The 20,002-nt window shown below is 42.3% G+C and carries 23 protein-coding genes; 1 reads left to right on the top strand and 22 read right to left on the bottom strand.

The window, feature by feature from the left end; all coding sequences use genetic code 11:
- Nucleotides 1–172: 172 nt before the first annotated feature.
- From GJU82_RS05075 to GJU82_RS05055, 5 genes are all read right to left on the bottom strand, one after another.
- Nucleotides 173–2,131 carry a thioredoxin family protein gene (locus GJU82_RS05075; protein WP_153631157.1) on the bottom strand — a complete coding sequence of 653 codons (1,959 nt, stop codon included), beginning with the start codon at nucleotides 2,129–2,131 and terminating at the stop codon, nucleotides 173–175.
- A 20-nt stretch (nucleotides 2,132–2,151) separates the two neighbouring features.
- Nucleotides 2,152–2,517, bottom strand: coding sequence for a thioredoxin (trxA, locus tag GJU82_RS05070; RefSeq protein WP_228488572.1), 366 nt, complete (start codon nucleotides 2,515–2,517; stop codon nucleotides 2,152–2,154).
- A gap of 17 nt (nucleotides 2,518–2,534) precedes the next feature.
- Nucleotides 2,535–2,942: a hypothetical protein gene (locus GJU82_RS05065; protein ID WP_153631156.1), complete on the bottom strand. Its 408-nt coding sequence runs from the start codon at nucleotides 2,940–2,942 to the stop codon at nucleotides 2,535–2,537.
- A 339-nt stretch (nucleotides 2,943–3,281) separates the two neighbouring features.
- Nucleotides 3,282–3,980 (bottom strand): hypothetical protein, encoded by a 699-nt coding sequence (locus GJU82_RS05060; protein WP_153631155.1) that lies wholly within the window; start codon nucleotides 3,978–3,980, stop codon nucleotides 3,282–3,284.
- 85 nt (nucleotides 3,981–4,065) lie between these two features.
- Entirely contained in the window at nucleotides 4,066–4,542 is a 477-nt protein-coding gene (locus GJU82_RS05055; RefSeq protein ID WP_153631154.1) for a DUF302 domain-containing protein, read from the bottom strand.
- 56 nt (nucleotides 4,543–4,598) lie between these two features.
- Between GJU82_RS05055 and GJU82_RS05050 the strand changes: the two genes are divergently transcribed.
- A complete protein-coding gene (locus GJU82_RS05050; protein WP_153630358.1) occupies nucleotides 4,599–5,519 on the top strand; it encodes an IS1595 family transposase in 921 nt (306 codons plus the stop codon).
- A 597-nt stretch (nucleotides 5,520–6,116) separates the two neighbouring features.
- Here the strand turns inward: GJU82_RS05050 and GJU82_RS05045 are convergent.
- The 17 genes from GJU82_RS05045 to GJU82_RS04965 all read right to left on the bottom strand — a co-directional run bounded on the left by GJU82_RS05045 (nucleotide 6,117) and on the right by GJU82_RS04965 (nucleotide 19,821).
- Nucleotides 6,117–6,695, bottom strand: coding sequence for a hypothetical protein (locus GJU82_RS05045; RefSeq protein ID WP_153631153.1), 579 nt, complete (start codon nucleotides 6,693–6,695; stop codon nucleotides 6,117–6,119).
- Between the two features lie 4 nt (nucleotides 6,696–6,699).
- Nucleotides 6,700–6,861: a hypothetical protein gene (locus GJU82_RS05040; RefSeq protein WP_153631152.1), complete on the bottom strand. Its 162-nt coding sequence runs from the start codon at nucleotides 6,859–6,861 to the stop codon at nucleotides 6,700–6,702.
- 23 nt (nucleotides 6,862–6,884) lie between these two features.
- The gene (locus tag GJU82_RS05035; RefSeq protein WP_153631151.1) at nucleotides 6,885–7,397 is read right to left on the bottom strand and encodes a hypothetical protein; all 513 of its coding nucleotides are present in this window, start codon (nucleotides 7,395–7,397) and stop codon (nucleotides 6,885–6,887) included.
- 68 nt (nucleotides 7,398–7,465) lie between these two features.
- Nucleotides 7,466–7,795, bottom strand: a complete 330-nt coding sequence (locus GJU82_RS05030; protein WP_153631150.1) for a DUF5681 domain-containing protein — start codon at nucleotides 7,793–7,795, stop codon at nucleotides 7,466–7,468.
- Nucleotides 7,796–7,912: 117 nt separating this feature from the next.
- Entirely contained in the window at nucleotides 7,913–8,113 is a 201-nt protein-coding gene (locus tag GJU82_RS05025; protein ID WP_153631149.1) for a hypothetical protein, read from the bottom strand.
- Between the two features lie 10 nt (nucleotides 8,114–8,123).
- Nucleotides 8,124–9,638: a phage/plasmid primase, P4 family gene (locus GJU82_RS05020; protein WP_153631148.1), complete on the bottom strand. Its 1,515-nt coding sequence runs from the start codon at nucleotides 9,636–9,638 to the stop codon at nucleotides 8,124–8,126.
- Nucleotides 9,635–9,898 (bottom strand): hypothetical protein, encoded by a 264-nt coding sequence (locus GJU82_RS05015; RefSeq protein ID WP_153631147.1) that lies wholly within the window; start codon nucleotides 9,896–9,898, stop codon nucleotides 9,635–9,637. Before GJU82_RS05015 ends, GJU82_RS05020 begins: the two co-directional genes overlap by 4 nt.
- A gap of 3 nt (nucleotides 9,899–9,901) precedes the next feature.
- Nucleotides 9,902–10,243, bottom strand: coding sequence for an AlpA family transcriptional regulator (locus tag GJU82_RS05010; protein WP_153631146.1), 342 nt, complete (start codon nucleotides 10,241–10,243; stop codon nucleotides 9,902–9,904).
- 42 nt (nucleotides 10,244–10,285) lie between these two features.
- Nucleotides 10,286–11,080, bottom strand: a complete 795-nt coding sequence (locus GJU82_RS05005; RefSeq protein ID WP_153631145.1) for a hypothetical protein — start codon at nucleotides 11,078–11,080, stop codon at nucleotides 10,286–10,288.
- Between the two features lie 20 nt (nucleotides 11,081–11,100).
- Nucleotides 11,101–12,258: a site-specific integrase gene (locus GJU82_RS05000; RefSeq protein WP_153631144.1), complete on the bottom strand. Its 1,158-nt coding sequence runs from the start codon at nucleotides 12,256–12,258 to the stop codon at nucleotides 11,101–11,103.
- 40 nt (nucleotides 12,259–12,298) lie between these two features.
- Complete coding sequence (locus GJU82_RS04995) at nucleotides 12,299–12,877, bottom strand: helix-turn-helix domain-containing protein (protein ID WP_153631143.1); 579 nt, start codon at nucleotides 12,875–12,877, stop codon at nucleotides 12,299–12,301.
- 234 nt (nucleotides 12,878–13,111) lie between these two features.
- Nucleotides 13,112–14,512, bottom strand: a complete 1,401-nt coding sequence (gene mnmE, locus GJU82_RS04990) for a tRNA uridine-5-carboxymethylaminomethyl(34) synthesis GTPase MnmE (RefSeq protein ID WP_153631142.1) — start codon at nucleotides 14,510–14,512, stop codon at nucleotides 13,112–13,114.
- A 648-nt stretch (nucleotides 14,513–15,160) separates the two neighbouring features.
- On the bottom strand, nucleotides 15,161–16,237 hold the full coding sequence (gene arsB, locus GJU82_RS04985; protein WP_153631141.1) for an ACR3 family arsenite efflux transporter: 1,077 nt from the start codon (nucleotides 16,235–16,237) through the stop codon (nucleotides 15,161–15,163).
- Between the two features lie 12 nt (nucleotides 16,238–16,249).
- Entirely contained in the window at nucleotides 16,250–17,059 is an 810-nt protein-coding gene (locus GJU82_RS04980; RefSeq protein ID WP_153631140.1) for an arsenite methyltransferase, read from the bottom strand.
- A gap of 6 nt (nucleotides 17,060–17,065) precedes the next feature.
- Complete coding sequence (locus GJU82_RS04975) at nucleotides 17,066–17,491, bottom strand: arsenate reductase ArsC (RefSeq protein ID WP_153631139.1); 426 nt, start codon at nucleotides 17,489–17,491, stop codon at nucleotides 17,066–17,068.
- Nucleotides 17,492–17,532: 41 nt separating this feature from the next.
- On the bottom strand, nucleotides 17,533–17,865 hold the full coding sequence (locus GJU82_RS04970; protein ID WP_153631138.1) for a helix-turn-helix transcriptional regulator: 333 nt from the start codon (nucleotides 17,863–17,865) through the stop codon (nucleotides 17,533–17,535).
- A gap of 555 nt (nucleotides 17,866–18,420) precedes the next feature.
- Nucleotides 18,421–19,821: an NAD(P)/FAD-dependent oxidoreductase gene (locus GJU82_RS04965; protein ID WP_153631137.1), complete on the bottom strand. Its 1,401-nt coding sequence runs from the start codon at nucleotides 19,819–19,821 to the stop codon at nucleotides 18,421–18,423.
- Nucleotides 19,822–20,002 lie beyond the last annotated feature (181 nt).

Below are 20,002 nucleotides of genomic sequence, written 5' to 3'. Positions count from 1 at the left end.
AAGAACCTCTGTCTACGTCAAGAAGTCTCATGTTTATGTTCCAAAACAAAGCTCTTACTGTAACAGGCTTCCATTTGTTAATTTTTGCAGTATAAATTATTTTTTGATACTTAATATAACTGTCGTGTATTTTTATGAACCTGAGATTAAACGGTCTAATTTTCAAAAAAAATTAACTTCCCTTTTCAAAATTTTTCAACCCTTTATTCAGAAAATCAATGTATCCTTCAATGCTTGTATTATATCCTTTTGGTTTTGCCAGCATCTTTCCGTTAAGGTCGAGGAGCACATAAAACGGTTGTGCGTTAGCCCGAAAATGTGTCGTTTGAAAATCACTCCATTTATTGCCAATGGTTTTTACCTTGCGATTGGTTATTTCAGAAACATATTGCTCTTTCTCAGGCAGAGTTGTTTTGTCATCCACATAAAGAGAAATCAACACGTAATCGTTTCTTAGCAGCGATAGTACGTTTTTATCACTCCAGACATTATCTTCCATCTTGCGGCAATTTACACAGCTCCATCCGGTAAAATCGAGTATAACCGGTTTGTTAACCTTTTGGGCATAAGCCATTCCTTTCTCGTAATCGTGAAAACAATTGAGCCCAAAAGGACAATGGAATTCATTATCGGCAATTTTAGCCACATCAGTTGTTTGGTCTGAATTATTTGTACCGGCCGTTGGTGCATTTTGCAGGCTCCACCCTTCATTGTAAAACGATGGTGGAGGAAAACCACTTATCAACTTTAGCGGTGCACCCCACATGCCCGGAACCATATAAACTACCAGGCCAAAAACAAGTATACTGCCAACCAGGCCTTGAATGGAGGTTTTCTTTTGTTCGCTGTCGTGCGGCAGGCGGATTTTTCCAAGCAGGTAAAATCCGAGCAGACTAAAAATCACTATCCAAAGCGCTATAAACACTTCGCGCGTAAGTATTCCCCAGTGGTAAGCCAGGTCAACAGCCGATAAAAATTTCAAGGCAAACGCAAGTTCAATAAACCCAAGTATTACTTTTACAGAGTTGAGCCAGCCTCCCGATTTTGGCAGTGAATTTAACCATCCGGGGAATGCCGCAAACAAGGCAAAAGGGAGGGCTAGTGCTATGGCAAAACCAAGCATTCCAATGGCAGGACCAATTACGTTACCATTCACAGCGGCTTGTACCAGCAAGCTCCCAATTATTGGCCCGGTGCAGGAAAACGACACCAACGATAAGGTAAAAGCCATAAAAAAGATGCCGATTAACCCGCCTTTATCGGCAGCTTTATCTGATGCGTTCAGCCATTTGGACGGAAGTGTAATTTCGAAAGCCCCGAAAAACGACAAGGCAAAAACTACGAAAATGATAAAAAATGCCAGGTTCATAATTCCGTTGCTAGCCAATGAATTTAATGCATCTGGCCCTAATGAAAGTGAAATCGTCAAACCAAGTGTTACATAAATTACAATAATTGACACGGCATAAATCAATGCGTTGCGGATTCCCTTTGCCCGGGTTTTACTTTGTTTGGTAAAAAAACTTACGGTTAAAGGGAGCATTGGAAAAACACAGGGTGTCAGCAAAGCCAGCAACCCCCCGGCAAACCCGGCAAAAAAGATTGCCCAGATACCCAGGTCGCCTCCTTCGGGTTCAAAAGAACCGGCAACCGGCGCGGCGGCAACAAATTCCGGGCCTTTATCAACTGTAACAGTAAATTCGCGTGTATCGGGGGGAAGGCACATTTCGTCGCTGCAGGCCATAAAAGTGGTTTTCATTGTAATTTGCAAACTGTCGCTGGTTTGCAGTGCAATTTTTTGGTTAAACGTTGTTTTTCCTTCAAAAAAAGAAACTTCAGCATTATTAAAAGCAGGTTCTTTTTTTGTAATGGGCGTCGGTTCTTCAGTTTGTCCTACAAGTTTGTAGGCCGAATTGTGTTCAAATTCAAATGTAGTGGGTACCGGGCCTTCACTTTTGTTTTGTACCTGACTGTAAATGTGCCATCCTTTGTCAATATCAGCATTAACCGTGATAAGGGCTGAATCAGGGGCGAAACGTTCTGCTTTTAATTCCCATTTTACCGGGTTGTATATTTGTGAAAATCCCGATAATGACACAAGTAAAAACAAAAGAGTTGTTAATGTTTTCATTTTGGCTATTTGTTTAAGGTTTACGATAAAAGGCTTTCAAGTTTTTTTACAAACTCTCTTTTAGGAGCTACACCTTTTAATTTGTCCTCAACCTGACCGTTTTTGAAAAACAGGACGGTGGGAATATTCATTATCCCGAATTTCACAGCAAGTTCCTGATTGGCGTCTACATCAACTTTGCCAACCAGAACCTTACCGTTAAACTCATTGTTAAGTTCTTCAATTATTGGCCCAATAGCTTTGCATGGGCCACACCATTGTGCCCAAAAATCTACCAAAACGGGTTGTTCCGATCTAAGCACAACTTCATCAAAGTTGTCTTTTGTTAATTCTTTAGCCATAACTTTTTTTATTAAAAAGGCGGAACTGTTTATTCCGCCTTTCATTTAACTTTCTTAAATTTTTAATTTGCAGCCTTTTCAGCGGTTTTCATTGCCTGGGCCAGCTCATTGTTGCTTTTGGCTACACTTATCTGAGTGATTAATTCTTTAGAATCAGCATCGAAGAAATACACCATACCTGTTCCATTGTATTTGGCCATTGCCTTTTCCAGCCCAACTTTTTTTAACGCTTTTCTCGATTCCGCTTTTGTTTTATCATTTGTCAGGTCATTGCCCACAAACTGAATGGCCATGTCCTTGTTATTGGCCTTGAAGGTTTCCATAGCACGCATACCATTCTTTTGGCACACCGGACACCAATCGGCTTTGTTTACCACTGCAATTACTTTAGAACCATTAGCTGCAAAGGCAGAAACGGAAACCAGCATGATAAAAGCCACGCTCGAAAGGATTGTTTTTACGTTTTTCATGATTTCTTAAATTTTTTTATTTAACTTAAAAATTGTGATTTACCTATCTTTTGTCGAAGATTTTTTACTTTCCTGACAATTTTTTTTATTAAAAGTTTATAACACTATACCCATCAGCAAAAAGACTGCGTAAACTAGCGTGTTTTTTAAATTCTGAAAGTAAAGGAACTCCTGCTTTTTCTACCTTTGATTTTACACCAAAAGCTTCAGCACAATATATGATTTCAATGGATTAGACGAAGAATAATCCAAACCTGACAACCGGTTGCAAAAAAATAGCCGCTCTTGAGATGAGCAGCCAAAATTCAGAACAAAAGGAAAATGGACAGATAAATTTCATTAAGTCGTGTCAACTTTATTTGCATTTGAAAGTCCTTTTTTTAGCCGCACAAAAATATTCGGAATACCAGCATTTTTTTTATAAATAATCCACCCCAGGACACTTCCCAAAGCAATATGTGCAAGGGTAACCGTTGTCAGGAATTGCCAACCGTCCTTAAATTGCAATCCAAAGGCGCCGATACCCAATGCCCTTGTGGCCGGACTGACCATAAAGCCAATACCGATGATAATTCCATAAATAATACCCATCCAGGTCTTACCCCTGCCAAAAAAAAGGCTGAAGATGATGCCAAATGCAGCGCCGTTCCAAAAGTGGTAAGCCCACCCTGCCACATTCGACCAAAAGCTTGGCCCCTGGGCGAACCGGTCTAAAAGTAAAACCCCTAATAATTTAGGCATATCACCTGGCATCCCGCCAATTCTGAATCCAATTTCTCTCACGATTTCCAAACCAATGGTGCCAACCAAACCGGCAATAATACCATTAGTAATTTGTTTCCGCACATCATCATATTTCAAAGCATGTGCCGCCATAATCAAAATTAAGGTGATTACAACAGACGGAATTAAAAACTCAACTGCCAAAGATGACAGCTTCGCAATACCTGCCTGTGAAACCGGGAAAAGATTTGGAGATATTCCTGCAATAATCAGACTTATAATAACCAATAATAACTTTTTCTTTTCTTGTCTCATAACAGTAGAATTTAAAATTTTATATCCAAATCAGCACACTGGAAAAAGTCGGATAATACATTGATTATCCGACTCTTTAAACACCCTACTTAGAGATCATTTTCATCATCATTTGTAACTTGCCGTCAAGCTTATCTCCAATCATTTTCACTTTTTGATTGTCGAAGGAAGCAAATTCTTCGGAGGGCTTGAAATAGCTGACATAAGTTTTCCCATTTCCCTCATAAACATTAACTCTTACGGGTATTACCAGCCCCACGGACGGGTCGGCAGAAAACGCTTCTTTCCCAACGTTGGGATTACCAATAAAAAAAGTATGTACCTTGACACTCAGTCCAGTCATCGACAGCATATTTCCCTGGTCCATTTCAGACATAACCTGCATGCCGCCTCCGGAAACAGCCTTTTTAATGGCACTTTTGGTCCCTTCAAAATCCTTTGAAGATTGCACTGTCACTGGTTTAATAGATTGAGCCTGCAAGTTGGCCGAAAGTCCCAGAAAACCAGTAAACATTATCACTACAAGCAGCAATGTTGAAATTTTTAAATTGTTCCGTTTCATAATTTTACATTTTTAATTTAACAATTTGAATTAGGCTCTTTGTAAATACAATAGAAATGTCTACTTTAGGGGGAAATATTATAAAAATGGAGAACAAATTCAGAAGCCTTACTATTTTTGAGTTTCAGGAACGTTTCCCTGACGAAGATTCTTGTTATCAATATTTGACTGAACTAAAATGGGGGACTGGCTTTGTTTGCCCCAATTGTGGACACACCAATTATTGTAACGGAAAGCGCCTATTCGACAGACAGTGTACCAGTTGCCACCGAATCTCCTCCCCAACGAGCGGGACATTGTTTCACCAGTTAAAGTTCTCGGTATTAAAGGCCTTTTACATTGTTTATTATGTAAGTACGAGTAAAAAAGGGATCAGCAGTACGGAACTAAGCAGAAAGCTTGGGTTAAGACAAAAGACCTGCTGGAAGTTCAAAGGCAAGGTAATGAAAGCCATGGAAAGCAGTGGCAACCATAAAATCGATGGCAAGGCCGAAGTTGATGAAACAGTTGTCGGCGGCCAGGAAGAAGGGGTTGTGGGGAGAAAAAACGGCAAAAAGAAGTTGGTTGTATTTGCCATTGAGAGAAACGGCAAAGGAGTTAGCCGTATGTACGGAAAGGTCATCAAGCAGAGCAGTTCGAAGGAACTTGGTGGGTTTATGAAAATGACCATTGAGACAAGTGCACAAATAAAGACAGATAAATGGCGAGGATATTCCCCTTTGGTAAAAGACTTCAGTAATCTTGTGCAGGTTGATTCAGGGAAAAAGGGCGGCAACTTCCCTGACTTGCACAGGTGTATTATGGGCTTCAAAGGCTGGCTCCGGGGCATGCACCACCAAGTCGAAAATTTGCAAGCCTATATTGATGAATACTGCTACCGGTTTAACCGAAGTAATATGAAGGAAAGAATCTTCGATAGCCTTTTAACCAGAATGGTTAATGCAGAGCCCTTCCCTTATAAACAAAGTATTATTTAAATGCCTAATTCAATTAACAATATTTATTTCACTATATAAATGCCTGTAAAAAGGCAATCTACTTATCCTTTTGTGCAATAAGTCGAATGGAATTATCAAACCTGACAGGTGGGAAGTTTTTTTTTCTTCTGTGTGGAACGGAAATAATATTGTTATAAAATGGGAAACAGATTATCTCGCTTCCAATATAAATTAAGGGAGGAGTGCCAATGACTGTCAATTACTGCCATCATTTCACCAAAACTGTTGCTGGGCAACAGTTTTTGGTATACGGGCAACAATTGTACAACATAATTTACGCAAATAAGGGCAAAAAGGCAACAAGAAAAGGACAGAACAACCTTGTAAATGTCAGTAAAAGAAGATAAAAGAATAATAAGAGAAAGGTTATTACTTCCCGATACAGAAAGTAATATGGTCAGTAAATCAAGGTGTTGTAAATTGACGGTACAAATAAGGGCCAAAAGCGTACCAAAAAACACAAAATTAGACTAAATACCGGGGAATATCTTTTTTACTTTCCGAACCAACATGTCACGACTTTCCAATGCGAGATTTCATAAAAGTAATGCAGCTCAATTTTGTCAGAGTTTCACCTTATAGCTTGCTAATTTCCTCTGTGAGCTCCATGAATACCAATTTGGGATTTTTACCAATAAAGGGTTTGCAAGTTCTCTTGTTGATATAATTTTTGGGTACGAGGTCGTACAATTCAAAGTCTAAATATCCTTTTGTTGTATAAAACCTAATTTTGTTTATTTCATGTTTAGATAATTGGTTGACACAATCATCTGTAAGGATTGTTAAAAATTTTACAGCTTTATCACATTCAATATCACCAAGATAGTTAAGCGTTAAAACGTCTCCATTGTCCAGTTTGATCATTGCTTTACTTTCACTATTCAAGCATAAAATATCTGTCGAGTTCTCACTGAAAGCAAAGTAACAATAAACCTTATCATCAATCTTATTGAGGTAACTAATAACATAGGAAAAATCCTTTTGAAATAGTGGTAATGGAACGTTTTGAGTTACATTCTTGCTTTCTGTAAATTCATCAATTTTAGTGGTGAAGTTTTCAGATGAAGAATTGTTGTTAGTATTCATATTTGGCTTTTGTCCAAATGAATAGGAAAAAATAAGCAGTAGGATAGAAATAAATAGAGTTTTTTTCATAGCGTTACGGTTTAGGTTCTTTCGGGCTTTTGTTGATTTTCTTCAATTCAGTTAGCATTTCTTTTTGTAGGTTGATCACATCATTTATTCTAAGCATCCAAGCTCCGAAAAGTCTTATTAATAGGATGATTCCTACAATTAATACAACTCCGATTATAAATTCCATTTCGTTTGATTTTGATTCAGTTTTTAAAATGAACAGTAAGTCAATCCAAATTTGAATGATTCAAATGTGCCGATACCGGCTTCTAATCTCAAATTGTAGGCTAATTTTAAACTTCCAATAAGTCCTAAATTAATTTTTGAATTGGTTTCTCCCATAAAGTAAGTGTCCCATCCAACAGGGTCCTGAAAAATCTCATTTGAATAGGCATATCCTAAATATGGAATAAATGAGAATTGCTTTATCGGAATTTTATAACCTACATTGAATACCCCAACATTATACTTGTTAGCGGAATAGGTGTAGTTTGATGAAAATTGAAGTTCTTCTCCTTTTCCTGACGACAGGTTTGATGCAAAATCCATATAGAATTTATTGAAAGAAACAGATAAGCCAATGCCTGTATTAGAAGATTTTTGGGTTTCTGTATTAAAGCTGCTCATATGTAACCCAATAGTAATTGGTTCGAGTGAAACCTGACTAAAGGATGTGTAGCTACATAGGAATAGAAATGAAAGGATTAGGTTAATTTTTTTCATTGTTGATTTTTTAGGTTTCTTGAAATTATAAAAAACCTATAACTAATACATAATATTTCAAATAAATTTTATTCATCACTATTCAATAGTTTTTCTTTTAGTTCATTTATCCGGGCTTCCCGGTCGAAATTTGGAGGTAAAACGATGATTGTATCATTATCTAACTCCGCCTTTAAATCGGTCTGCTTTAGCTTGGGAATTGAAAAGTCCAGTAATTTCGATAGAAATAGTAACCGGTCTTTTGGTTCCATTGCTTCCAGATTTTCAGCAACCTTTTCGGGGGTAAAGTGTTCGGCCAGTATGTCGGCTATTTTCCCCCGGATTTCCGCTGTTGCTTTGTTCTTTGCTCCGGCTGGCCTTCCGTCCGGGTTCCCGGATTGTCCTTTTTTAAATGGCATGATGTTGTATTTTATTTGTTGTTTACAATGTGTGTTTTCTGTTTTGCGACAAAAAAGTTTTTTTTCGGGCGTTCACATTTTTCACGTTTTTCACAGCATCGGGAATATAATCCCGGCCTATTTCTGTTTCTGTTTTGGCTCCGGTATTTCCCGGACTTTGTTGGCATGATTTAAAGCCATCATTCCGATAAAATCTTTTAGGTAATCAATCGGTATTTTAGTAACAGTTGAGGCCTCTGCCAAGGCTCTGGCTGCTTTCTGCAAGGCTTTTATTTCCTGCATTGACAATATTTGTTCTTCATTCAAATTATAATTCATGATTGTTAGATTAAAAAGGTTCATTCATATTCGATAGATAGGCAACATTCTGCCCGGTTCCCGGTTGGCGTCCGGCTACAATACCCAATCCCTGTAACTGTTTATTGAAATTCCGCTTTGAAAATGGTTTCATTCCATCTTCAATGCAAAATTGCCTGTATTCGGGGTAGAGTTCCTTTATTAGTTTGTAATCTGCCGGGCTGGGTTGGTAGCCCGATTCATCCAAAAACATCTTTACGCTGTTGCTTTCGGCTTTGTACTGTTCGACTGCCAACCGGGCCGCCTCACATTCAGAAAACCGCTTTTGCTGTAACAACCTGTTAAGGCCATCCAATACCCAATTAAAAACGCCGGATAACTCATTTTCGATAATCTTTGTATGTAGCTGTTTATCCTGTTCATCTTCCGGGATTGTGACATCAAAGGGGATGATCAGAAACCGCCTGAAATAAGCGTTCGTGTGTTCAACGTCCTTTGGTAGTTCATTTGAATTAAAAATCAGCTTTGCATACTGTTTCAACATAAAGGGCTGTCCGTAGGGTAAACGTGCCTCAACGGGTTCCCCGGAAACCATTTGCTTAAAGGTTGAGGCCTCCAATTTTCCGTTGATTTCAGAGGCATAATTTACCAGCTTGTTAGCCAGCTTTGCCCGGAAATATCCGTTGTCGTTCGTGAGTGATTGTAGGGAATAACTCGAAACGTTCTCGGCTCCCAGTAGTGCATTGACAACCTCAAAAAATACGGACTTTCCGTTTGCTCCTGAACCGTACAGAATTAAGGCCTTTTCCTCTTTGAGTGTCTGGCTCCCGTGTTTGATAAATACAAATCCCAGGTATTCGGCCAAAACCCGTTGGCGTTCAATGTCTGGCAATACCCGGTTTAGGTATGTTTCAAATAGTGGCGCCTTTGCTTCCGGATCGTATTCAAACGGTAATTGATAGGTCAGAAAATCCGATGATTCAAACGGCCTTAATTTTGTCCCGTGTGCAGTGATTTCAAAAGTCCCGTTTTTAAGGTTGATTATCACTTTGCCGGGGTCGGGTTCCGGTGTGGGTAGGTATGCGGTTGCAAGGAATTGTTTAAAGAGTGATTCCCGGAATGAAAAGAAACGGGCATCGAATTTTTTTACCCCCTGCTTTTCCGCTGCTTCGCCCAAAAACTTTTGAAATGTCTCTTTCTCTATCTCCTTCCAGTGTGTCCCATTGAAAAGATAAATGAAGTCATGATTCCGGCAAAGTCCCCAACTGTTACTATGTGCAAGCGTTAGAATGCTCTCGACTGACAAAATCAAATAGTGTTTCGTTGTTACTTTCAATTTTGTGAGCTGCTTTCTGATTTCGTTCGCCCTCTCACTTTGGGGATCAAGTTTTTTGAGCTGCGCTTGTAGCTGTTCGATTTCGGGGAAAGCCAGTTTTTTGAAATTAATCGGCTTAACCTGATTCAATAACTCACTTAACAGAATTTTATGGGAAACTCTTTCGGAAATAGTAACAACAGGGGGCGGCGTGGCTAAGCTCTGTGTCATTTGCTGGCCCTCCTTTCCTTGCAGGCTGCAATAATACCGCCAATCAAATCTTTAAATTGGGTTTCGTTATCCAGTGCATCCAGATTTTTAGTGAATGCCGTTGTTTTGTATTGCTTCCCGGCATCGAAATAGAATATTTCAAGTGTGGCGGCATAATCACCGATGAAAGAACGGGTTACTACAATTTTTTCCTTATTTTTGTAGTGTCCTTTTGTGTTGCCGCTACCTCGTCCGGGTGCGGCTTTTTCCTTTATGCACATGATTCAAGCCCTCCCGTTTTTCAGGTAGTTATCCGCTTCCGCCTCAACTTCGGAATTTGACTTTTGAAGGCCTTCTTTAATCCAACTGAGAATGATGTCACGTTGAAAATAAAGACGTTTTCCTTTTTTGCAGACTCCGGGCAATTCACCTTTTGAATGCTTACTGTAGATCGTCGCTTTCGTAAGATGTAGAAGCTCTGAAACTTCGTCAACCGTTAATATTTGGTCAGGGGCTTCGCTGGGTTCGATTTTCGGGGGATGGTGCTTCAAACAAGAATTAACGCTATCAACGATTAACGCCTGTAATTCATGTACTGGTAACGAAATTAAAATTGTCTTTTCCATATCTTTCTTTATTAGCGATATGGTAAATAGACAAAGAGTTATTTACCTGTTTTTTCCTTCGGTAGATAATGGTAAATCTGGCAATAAATTCAATAGGTTTGTGTAGTATTTGTTATATGATGTTGTTTCAAGGTTCCTTAACGTTCTCCCGTCTTCTCCAAGTTCTAACCCTCCAAATCTTGTATTGAGATGTTTTGCTATGATCGGATCAGATATATTACTTCTCAAAAATCCTTTTGCTTTTAAAGCCTTTACCCATGCAACTATAGCCCCTTTGCTTTTACTGCCAAGGTTGTATTTATTATTCTCGGTGAGTATCGGAGGCTCAACCCGTTTTAACACATCGATACAATCATTTATCAACTTCTCTTCTTGGTGGGTGAAAAGTTCCTCGAATGTTTTCGGAGTTTCTTGTCTTGTTTCTTCTTTGGGCTGTTGAGGCGGTAAAGCTCCCTTCGCCTTATTGATCGCTTCCTTTATTACTGCTATGTAAGAAAAGCCTATTGTTATGCCTATTCTACTATGTTCCCGATCTAAATGGGCAAGATTAAACGGGTAATTGTCCGGGTTAAATAGCTTTAACTCGTCTTCTGCATACTCTCTATGTTCTTTACTTTTTGCCATTTTCATTAAGTAAAACTCTCCTTTCTGTTCATTTACTCTCTTATTTACAAAATATTCAAGGTGTTCAACAGCCTTATTTAGCCCGCTGAAAAATTCCTCAGCCTCAAAATATTCCTCTTCAGCTTTCTTTTGTTCCCGGATAAAATATTTTTCTAAGTGTTCCCTTTCGTTTGGGCTGCAAATTCCATCCAATAAGATTTTCAAATAATCCATGTCCTTCTGTTTTAAGTGTTTTACAAATCCAGTTTTATTTTATTCGCTGCATCCCGTTTGGCTTGATCCACTATTTTAGCGTAAATCTGTGTCGTTTTCAGGTCTTTATGGCCCAACATCTTGGAAACCGTATAGATATCAGTTCCATTGCTAAGTTGCAAAGTGGCGTAGGTGTGCCGGAAACAATGGAACGTTATATCCTTTGTAATGCCGGCGGCTCCAATCCATTGAAACAGGTGTTTGTTTTGGTAGGCTGAATATTTCAACCCGTCAAATACTTTTTCATCCTGTGGCATATCCTTTGGGTTTGTAGTTCCCTCGGTAAGATTGTAAGCCTGTTCCGATATGGGTAACACCTCAACTCCTTTGGTTTTCTTTTGGTCGAAATTCAGGAAATAGCCCTGTCCCTCGATGTATTCCAGTTCGCCCCAAATCATCTTTTGAATATCGGAGAACCTCAACCCGGTAAGGGCAGAGAACAGGGCGGCCCTTTTTAGTAAATCATCATTGCAAGGAGTTTTTACCAGTCGGTTAAGTTCTTCCAGCGTCAAAAATTCCCGTCTGGTTTCAGCTGCTTTTATTGGTTGTATCTTGCTGTTGAGGTCGGTTTGTAAAATGCCATCGTGAAAAGCCTGTTTTAGGGCTGCTTTTATCTTATTGAAATAGGAAACAGCGGTATTCTTTGAGATGCGTACTTTTTTGCTTCGCTTGCTTTTGGCGTCCAGTAGGTATTCTTTAAAATCGTTGAAAAAACGTTCGTTGAGGTCGGAAAATTTCTTTGTTCCCCCGGTGTAGGCTTCCAGATAGTTTAGGGCCGAAACCCAATTATCATGATTTGAATTTTGTCGTTTGTCGGCCAGTTTGCGGAAATAGGCAACAAAACATTGTTCCCCCAGTTCCTTAATGCGTAGTTGTTCCTTTTCGTACTGGGAATAGATTTCCGGTTTGTTTAAAAGGTTCTCCCGTTTTTGCCGTATGCTTTCGGCAATTCGTAACGTGTCGGAGTTGTGGCTTTTTTCAATCGGTGTCCGTGGTTTTTCGATTAGGTACATTTTCAAAAATTCCCGCCGTGTGTCTTTTCCGGTTTTCGGGTGGGGGATGGCCGGGTAAAAATCCAGGTACAGGCTTTTGCGTCCGTTGCTGATTTTCCTTTGTCTTAATTTTACTTTGATTGTCATGTCCTAAAGCTCTGTGAAAAACGTGAAAAATGTGAAGCTCTCAAAAAAAACTTTTTTGTTCCGATAGCAGATTATCAATAATTGATTTCTGTACGTAGGTATATTTTCCCCTTTTTATCTTTGGGATATTGTTCCTTTTAATCATGCTGTATAAGCCCTTTTCAGAGATGCTGTACTTTTCCTGTATTTGTTTCATATTGTAACAGTCCTCTATATTCCAGCTTCGGGCCGGTTGAGGAATTTTGTTTTCCTGTTGAGGCTTTGGGCTTTGGTTAATCAGTTTGTCAATGTCGGATCGTTTTATCAGTTTGCGCCTCCCAATGTTACCGGCTTTCAAATCATTGTTTTTAATGGCTCTCCAAATTGTCCAGCGGCTTACTGAAAGTAGCTGACAAGTTTCTGTTATGGTTAGATACTCCTTTGCTTTCAGTTCTTCCATTGGGCGGGCTTTTATCTGGCGGGTTTCCTTATTGGTTGCCTCAACCTTTGCAGCCTTTATTCTCGCTTTGTATGCTCGTTTTGCACACAAATCACTGCAATATTTAGTAACAGTTGTTTTGGCTGTAAACTCCTTCCCGCAATGCTGGCAGATTCGCTGTACCTGAATATTTGAGCTCATTTGTAGCTGATTGTTTCCTGTTGTTGCAAAACGTTGCAATATGTTGCAAATAAATTCCGAAAAAAGGGTTGATTTTGTACCTCAACCCAAACGGTACAATAAAGGTACAAATTTGAGCGAAATAAACAACTAACAAAACAAACCAAATAGTAAGATGATGGTAATAAAAAAGCCATCATTTAAAGGGCTATATTTGTTTTTATGATTTTTTCTTAGTCTGTTGTTTTGTGGTGGTTACTTTCCGATACAGAAATTCTTGAAAATGTTCGCTAACACCTCGTCCGTGCTAATCTCACCCGTGATGAGGCCGAGGTGGTGCATACATTCGCGGATATCCTGTGATAGGAAATCGCCGGTGATGCTATTGTGCAATCCGTCAATCGCACGATTAATCGCCTCGCGTGCTTGTGTGAGCGCTTCGAAGTGACGGGCATTGGTCACAATCACATCTTCTTCGTTGTTAAGCTTCGCCAGGTTGACTGTTTCCAGCAACAGGCTCTTCAGACTGTCGATGTTGTGCCCCATCTTGGCGGAAATGAAGACCATATCTTCGTTATCGGCCAGGGAAATATCCATCAGCATCTTCCGGACAACGGATTCGTCCACCTGATCGGCTTTGTTGCCTACGATAATCAGGTTTTGCTTGTCGATGTGCTCCCGGATATCTTCCAGGTTCTTCAGGTATTTCTCCGGCTCGCGGGTCAGGTCGAGCAGCAACAGGACGATGCTGGCCTGTTTGATTTTCTGATACGTCCGCTCGATGCCCATGCTCTCGATTTTGTCGGCAGTGGTACGGATGCCGGCCGTATCAATGAACCGGAAGCTGACCCCCCGGATGTTAATGACATCCTCGATAGTGTCGCGGGTGGTGCCGGCAATCTCCGACACAATGGCACGTTCGTCATTCAGCAACGCATTCAGTAAAGTGGATTTCCCCACATTGGTTTCGCCGGCAATGGTTACCGGAATGCCGTTTTTGATGACATTTCCCAGCTTGAACGAGTCGGCCAGCTTGCCAATCATCGCCTCAATGCGGGTGGCCAGGTGGAGCAACTGCGTACGGTCGGCAAATTCCACATCCTCTTCGCTGAAATCGAGCTCTAGCTCAATGAGTGACACAAAGCTAAGAAGTTCACCGCGTAGCTTAGTCAACTCCTGCGAAAAACCACCGCGCATCTGGTTCAGCGCCAATTTGTGTGAAGCAGCCGAAGTGGAAGCAATCAGGTCGGCCACGGCTTCGGCCTGTGAGAGGTCCATCTTTCCGTTCAGGAAAGCCCGTTGGGTAAATTCCCCCGGACCAGCCATACGGGCTCCTTTCGAAAGCAACAATTCGAGAATGGCTTGCTGGATGTATTGTGAACCGTGGCACGAGATCTCGACCACATCTTCTCCTGTAAAGGAATGAGGCGCACGGAATAAACTCACGACTACCTCGTCAATCATCTTTTCTCCGCTGCGAATGGCCCCGAAATGAAGCGTATTGGCAGACTGCTCAGCCAGTTTCTTTTTCCCGTTAGGGGAAGAAAAAGCACGTTCGGTAATGGTGATTGCCTCACTTCCCGACAACCGGATGACAGCTATGCCACCCACGCCCGGTGGGGTGGAAATGGCGCATATGGTTGATTGATCGATCATTTTTCTGTTCTCCTTTTTAAGGAGAACAAAGATACAAAATCCCGAGACATGAGAGGAACGATGGTTTCAGGTTATGCTGCGCGGTTACAGGTTTCAGGTTTGGGCGAAGAAGTTTCTATTGTTAGAAATGTTTCTGTTGTTGTCAGCCTTGTCAGCCTGAAGGGCTGGAAGGCAATAGCCCGGGGTAAGGAATCCTCGACGTATGTCGGGATGACGCCACCCCGGGATAAAGAAGAGCGTGCCCGGAGGCGCACATTCTGCCCATCAACAAAGAACTACTGTTCTTGCGCCGCACGCGCAAACCATGATTGAAATAGTTTCAGGTTTCAGGTTGCGCTTCGCGGTTATCATTGTTGCTTTTGTTCCTATCGTTACTATTGTTCGGCTTTGATGGACGTACCATCTTTGTGTTTGTGGTGTTAAATCATAGTGTCCTTTGTGGTTAAAGAAAAAAAGGCTCCACGCAAAACACGCAAAAATTTCCGCAAGGGGCGCAGAAGATTTCGCAATTCTCCCATGACTGTTCTCCATCAGCGTCGATCCGTGGCTCAAATCCGTGCCAATCCTTTTATCTAATAGCCTCGAAGTGAAATTCGCGTAATTCGTATTCCCAATATTGCCCCACAGTCCTTTGCTAATAATCACTCACTAATTTGCGAAATACGCCTTCTTCAGCCGGAAGGCGACATTTACTAGTGCTATCATCACCGGCACTTCTACCAGCGGACCAATCACCGCCGCAAAAGCTTCGCCGGAGTTCATGCCGAAAATGGCAATGGCTACCGCGATAGCCAGCTCGAAGTTGTTGCTGGCTGCCGTAAACGAAAGGGTAGTGGCCTGCGCGTAGTTGGCGCCAATCTTCTTGCTCATGAAAAAGGAGAGGAAGAACATCACGATGAAGTAGATGAGCAACGGGATGGCTATCAGCACCACATCCATCGGTATCCGGATGATGTATTCCCCCTTCAGCGAAAACATCACGATGATGGTAAACAGCAAGGCGATGAGGGTTATCGGACTGATTTTGGGAATAAACTTCCGTTGATACCAATCCTTTCCTTTGGCCCGGATGAGCAGGACACGCGATAGGAATCCGGCAACAAACGGGATGCCCAGGTAGATGAACACACTTTCGGCAATCTTTCCGATGGTGATGTTGTCAACCGCGTGGCTCGTGGGAATGCCAAACCATCCCGGCAGGATGGCGATAAAAAACCAGGCATACACCGAGAAGAACAGTACCTGGAAGATGGAGTTGAACGCCACCAGTCCGGCTGCATATTCGGTATCGCCTTTAGCCAGTTCGTTCCACACAATCACCATGGCGATACACCGCGCCAGGCCAATCATGATAATACCGTACATGTAAGGCAGGTTGGCGTTGTTCTCGCCCGGAAAGAGTTTGAAAAACAGGATGGCAAGCAGGAACATCACCACCGGACCGATGATCCAGTTTTGCACCAGCGACAGGCCCAGCACTTTGTAGTTTCGGAATACATCGCCCAGCTCTTCGTATTTCACCTTTGCCAGGGGCGGGTACATCATCAGGATGAGGCCAATGGCAATGGGTAAATTGGTGGTGCTGCCGGGCGACGATTTCAGGGAATCCCAAAAGGTGGCGATGCCCGGGAAAAAGTATCCGGAAAGGACACCAACTGCCATGGCCAGGAAAATCCACAGCGTCAGGTACCGATCGAGGAATTTCAGGCGGGGTTTCGAAGGCATAATTATCGTTTTTTATTTGTTCGCGGTAACCGTAATGCTGAAAATGCCGGTTCCGGAAGTTCTGTACTCTTCCATCTCCTGCCCCGACAGGTAATTGCTCAGGATGTCATCCGGAATGGTGATGGCTTTGTTCTTTTCGACCGTGATACCGGAAAAGCCTTTCTCTTCAATAATCGAAAGATATTGCCTACGCTGAACAGCGCCCGACACACAGCCGGCATACAATTCGGCCTCTTTGATTAAGCCTTCCGGCAGATCGCCGTCCAGCACCACGTCGGAAATACAAAAGTGGCCGCCGGGTTTCAGTACCCTGAAGATTTCGCTGAAAGCTTTTTCCTTATCGGGAACCAGGTTGAGCACGCAGTTGCTGATGACCACATCGTAGGTGTTTTCCGGCAACGGCATCGCTTCAATGTCACCTTTGACAAATTCCACGTTAGTGAAGCCGGTTTTCTTCAGGTTCTTCCGGGCTTTTTCGAGCATGGCATCGGTAAAATCGAGGCCGGTGACCTTCCCGGTTTCGCCGGTAATGGCGCGGGCAACGAAGCAATCGTTTCCGGCACCGCTTCCCAGGTCGAGCACATGATCGCTTTCGTTGATGCGGGCAAACTCGGTAGGCAAACCGCATCCTAAGCCCAGGTCCGCGTCTGAATTGTAGCCTTTCAGCATGGTGTAATCGTCGCTAAAAATGGTATAGGTTGAATCACCGCAGCAACTGGTTCCGCCGCAGCACGATGACTGGTTGGTTTCCTTACTTTGTGAGGCAATCTCGCCATATTTTTCCTGCACCAGCAGTTTTAAATCTTCGGGTTTTATTTGCATCGCGGATTATATTTGAGGTTTGATATCTTCGGTATACAGCTTGTAAAAAGCCGTTTTTATTTCATCGCGTACGCGGATAAATTCACTCCGGATGAATTCGTCGGTTCCGGTAGCATGCGACGGGTCGTCGAAACCGATGTGCAGCCGGTGTTTGACTTTTCCCATGAAAGTAGGACAGGCCTCATTGGCGCCGCCGCAAACGGTAATCACATAGTCCCATTCGTCGTTCAGGTATTTATCCACCGGATCGGAAGTGTGGTGGCTGATATCGATGCCAATTTCCTTCATAGCGGCCACGGCTTTTTCATTCAGTTTGCCCGAAGCTTCGGTACCGGCCGATTGCACGTTGATGTTTTTATCGAAAGATTGCAGGAAACCGTGGGCCATCTGGCTGCGACATGAGTTTCCGGTGCAAAGAATAAGTACGTTCATATGAATTGACGGATTTAAGTTGATTGATAATGTCATTGTCTTTATTCACAGCAATAGTCTTCCAGGTACAGGTTATCTAAAAAGCCACTTAATTCACTTCGAAGTCTGGCTACATTTTCCATGTCGAGGCAGTATTTGGTTTTAACCCCCTCGATGTGGCCGGTTACGAGGCCTGCCGCTTTCAGTTCTTTCAAATGTTGGTTGACAGTGGTCCGACCCAACGGCAGTTCATCGGAAATGTCGCCGGTGATGCACGATTGCGTGGCGGCCAGGAACTGCAGTATCTGCAACCGGGCCGGATGGGCCAGGGCTTTGAAAAGCGCCGCCTTCCCGATGAGTTCCTGTTCGAATAGTTCGGTTTTACTTTGTACCATGATGACTTTCTTTTGACGCAAATATACGTCAAATATTGAGATGACGTAATTATACGTCAAAAAAATCAGTTGAAACATCCTCCCCCTTGACCCCCCTCCAAAGGGGGATAGTTCGCCAACCACTCTGCAACATCTACCGTCTAGTGTCTGGGACCTGAGGCCTTTCTCTCCAATAACAGCAACCTCAGAGCGCAACTTGAAACCTGAAACCCTTTAATCAATGAATAATTCGAAATGAGTAATGAACAGTCAATAGCAGGATAGGCTGAACCTCGAAGCGTAACTTGAAACTTGAAATGGTCAAAGGTCGAAAGTTCAAGAATGAAGAAACCCGGCAATTGCCGGGAATTGAATCCCAGGCAACTTACCGGGTAGAAAAATAGGGCTGAAAATTATGAAAAGCTGTAATCTTTATTTGGCTGCACAATCGATGCAAACCTTTTTATGGCCTTTAATACGGCCGTATTCCATGTTGTTGTTTCTCCAAAACTCTTAAGAACTATACCCAAATTTCCTGAATGGCACGTCCAATCTTACAGCTGTGTCAAGCTAACCCTAGTGCGCTTGAGCTTGCAGTTCAGATAATATTTTCAGTGCCAACAGACCAAACGCCTCGGTGAGGGTTGGATGCGGATGAATGGCTTGTGCCACATCCAACAGGGTCAATTTTCTGGATACAATCAACGCAGCCTCTCCGCTCAGCGAAGCGGCACCATTTATAAAAATATGAACACCCAAAATTTCCTGATTACTCTTATTGACAATAAACTTAAGGAAACCAAACGTATCGCCGCTAATTTGCGCCATGGCATCCACCCTATAATCATGAATTCCGGTTACCACATCAAAGCCTGCTTTCACCGCTTCCGCTTCGGTAAGGCCAGCGGCGGCAATTTCTGGATCGGAGAATAGCACCCATGAGTTCTTGGTAAAACAAGCCTTGCTGATGTTTCCACGCAAAATATTGGTTGCTACAATATGGGCATCGTAGGTGGCAGTATGAGCGAATTTAGGAGCGCCCAGCACCACATCGCCAGTTACATAAATCCCAGCCACATTAGTTTCCAAGAACTCATTCACCACAATGCCGTTTCTCTCGAAACTTACGCCCGTTGCCTCCAGGTTCAGCCCTTCAATAGAAGGCACCTTACCCGTAACAACCAGCACCTTCCCGGTGAGAAACTGCTGAGTTTTTCCATCAGCATCCACAAATACGGTTTGAAACTCACCATCAATCTTGTTGATCTCTTCAACCTTCGAATGAGTGTAGACCCCAATTCCTGTCTCCTGCAACTTTTTGGTAATGCCTTCTGCAAATTCGGGCTCCACCACTCCGGATAACAGGCTTGGCATCATCTCAACGATGGTGCACTTCACGTGAAGCTTTGCTAACATCTGTGCCAATTCAATACCAATAGGTCCACCACCAACAATCAGCATGGACGATGGCAATGTTGGCTGTTGAAACAACACCTCACTAGTGAGCACCTCTTTTGTACCATCTCCTTTGAATGGAGGAACAAACGAGTGTGCTCCAGTGGCTATAATTGCCTTATCAAACCCATACCGTGTATTGTTTATCTCTACCTCATTGCTGGAGATGAACTGTGCTTTCCCAGCCACAAAAGTAATTGGCAATCGGTTGACTTGCTGTATGGCAGCCGAAGAGCGACCATTAAGGATACGATCCATGCTGTTACGAATGGATTCCCACGATTCGGCCAAGGCGGCTTTTGAATCAGAGGTGGCTGATGCGTTTTTCTCGTACGAGAAAAACGCATCAGCGCCATGCTTAATTATTTTTGAAGGGATACATCCAACAAACAGGCATGCACCTCCAAGTTTTCCCGATTCCTCTGCGAGTAAAACCCTCTTTCCGCTTGCAGCCAATTGCATTGCGGCGGGAGTTCCACCGGGACCACCTCCAATGATGAGTACATCAAATTTTTCGTTCATAGCTTTAGTTTTTTTGGAACGTCATAAATTGAACAAACTCAATTCTTCATAGATTTCTCTGATTGTTCCGTTCTTCAAAAAAATTTGCAAGTATCTAATTTACTGGCTGCCACCAACAATAGTTTCTTATAAGCTGTTGAATGAGTCGTATTTATCAACTAGGCAACCACACCGTAAATCA

This window comes from Prolixibacter sp. SD074 (assembly GCF_009617895.1).
Classification (GTDB): Bacteria; Bacteroidota; Bacteroidia; order Bacteroidales; family Prolixibacteraceae; genus Prolixibacter.
The sequence above is the reverse complement of the archived record's forward strand: the minus strand, read 5'-3'. Positions and strand labels throughout refer to the sequence as shown.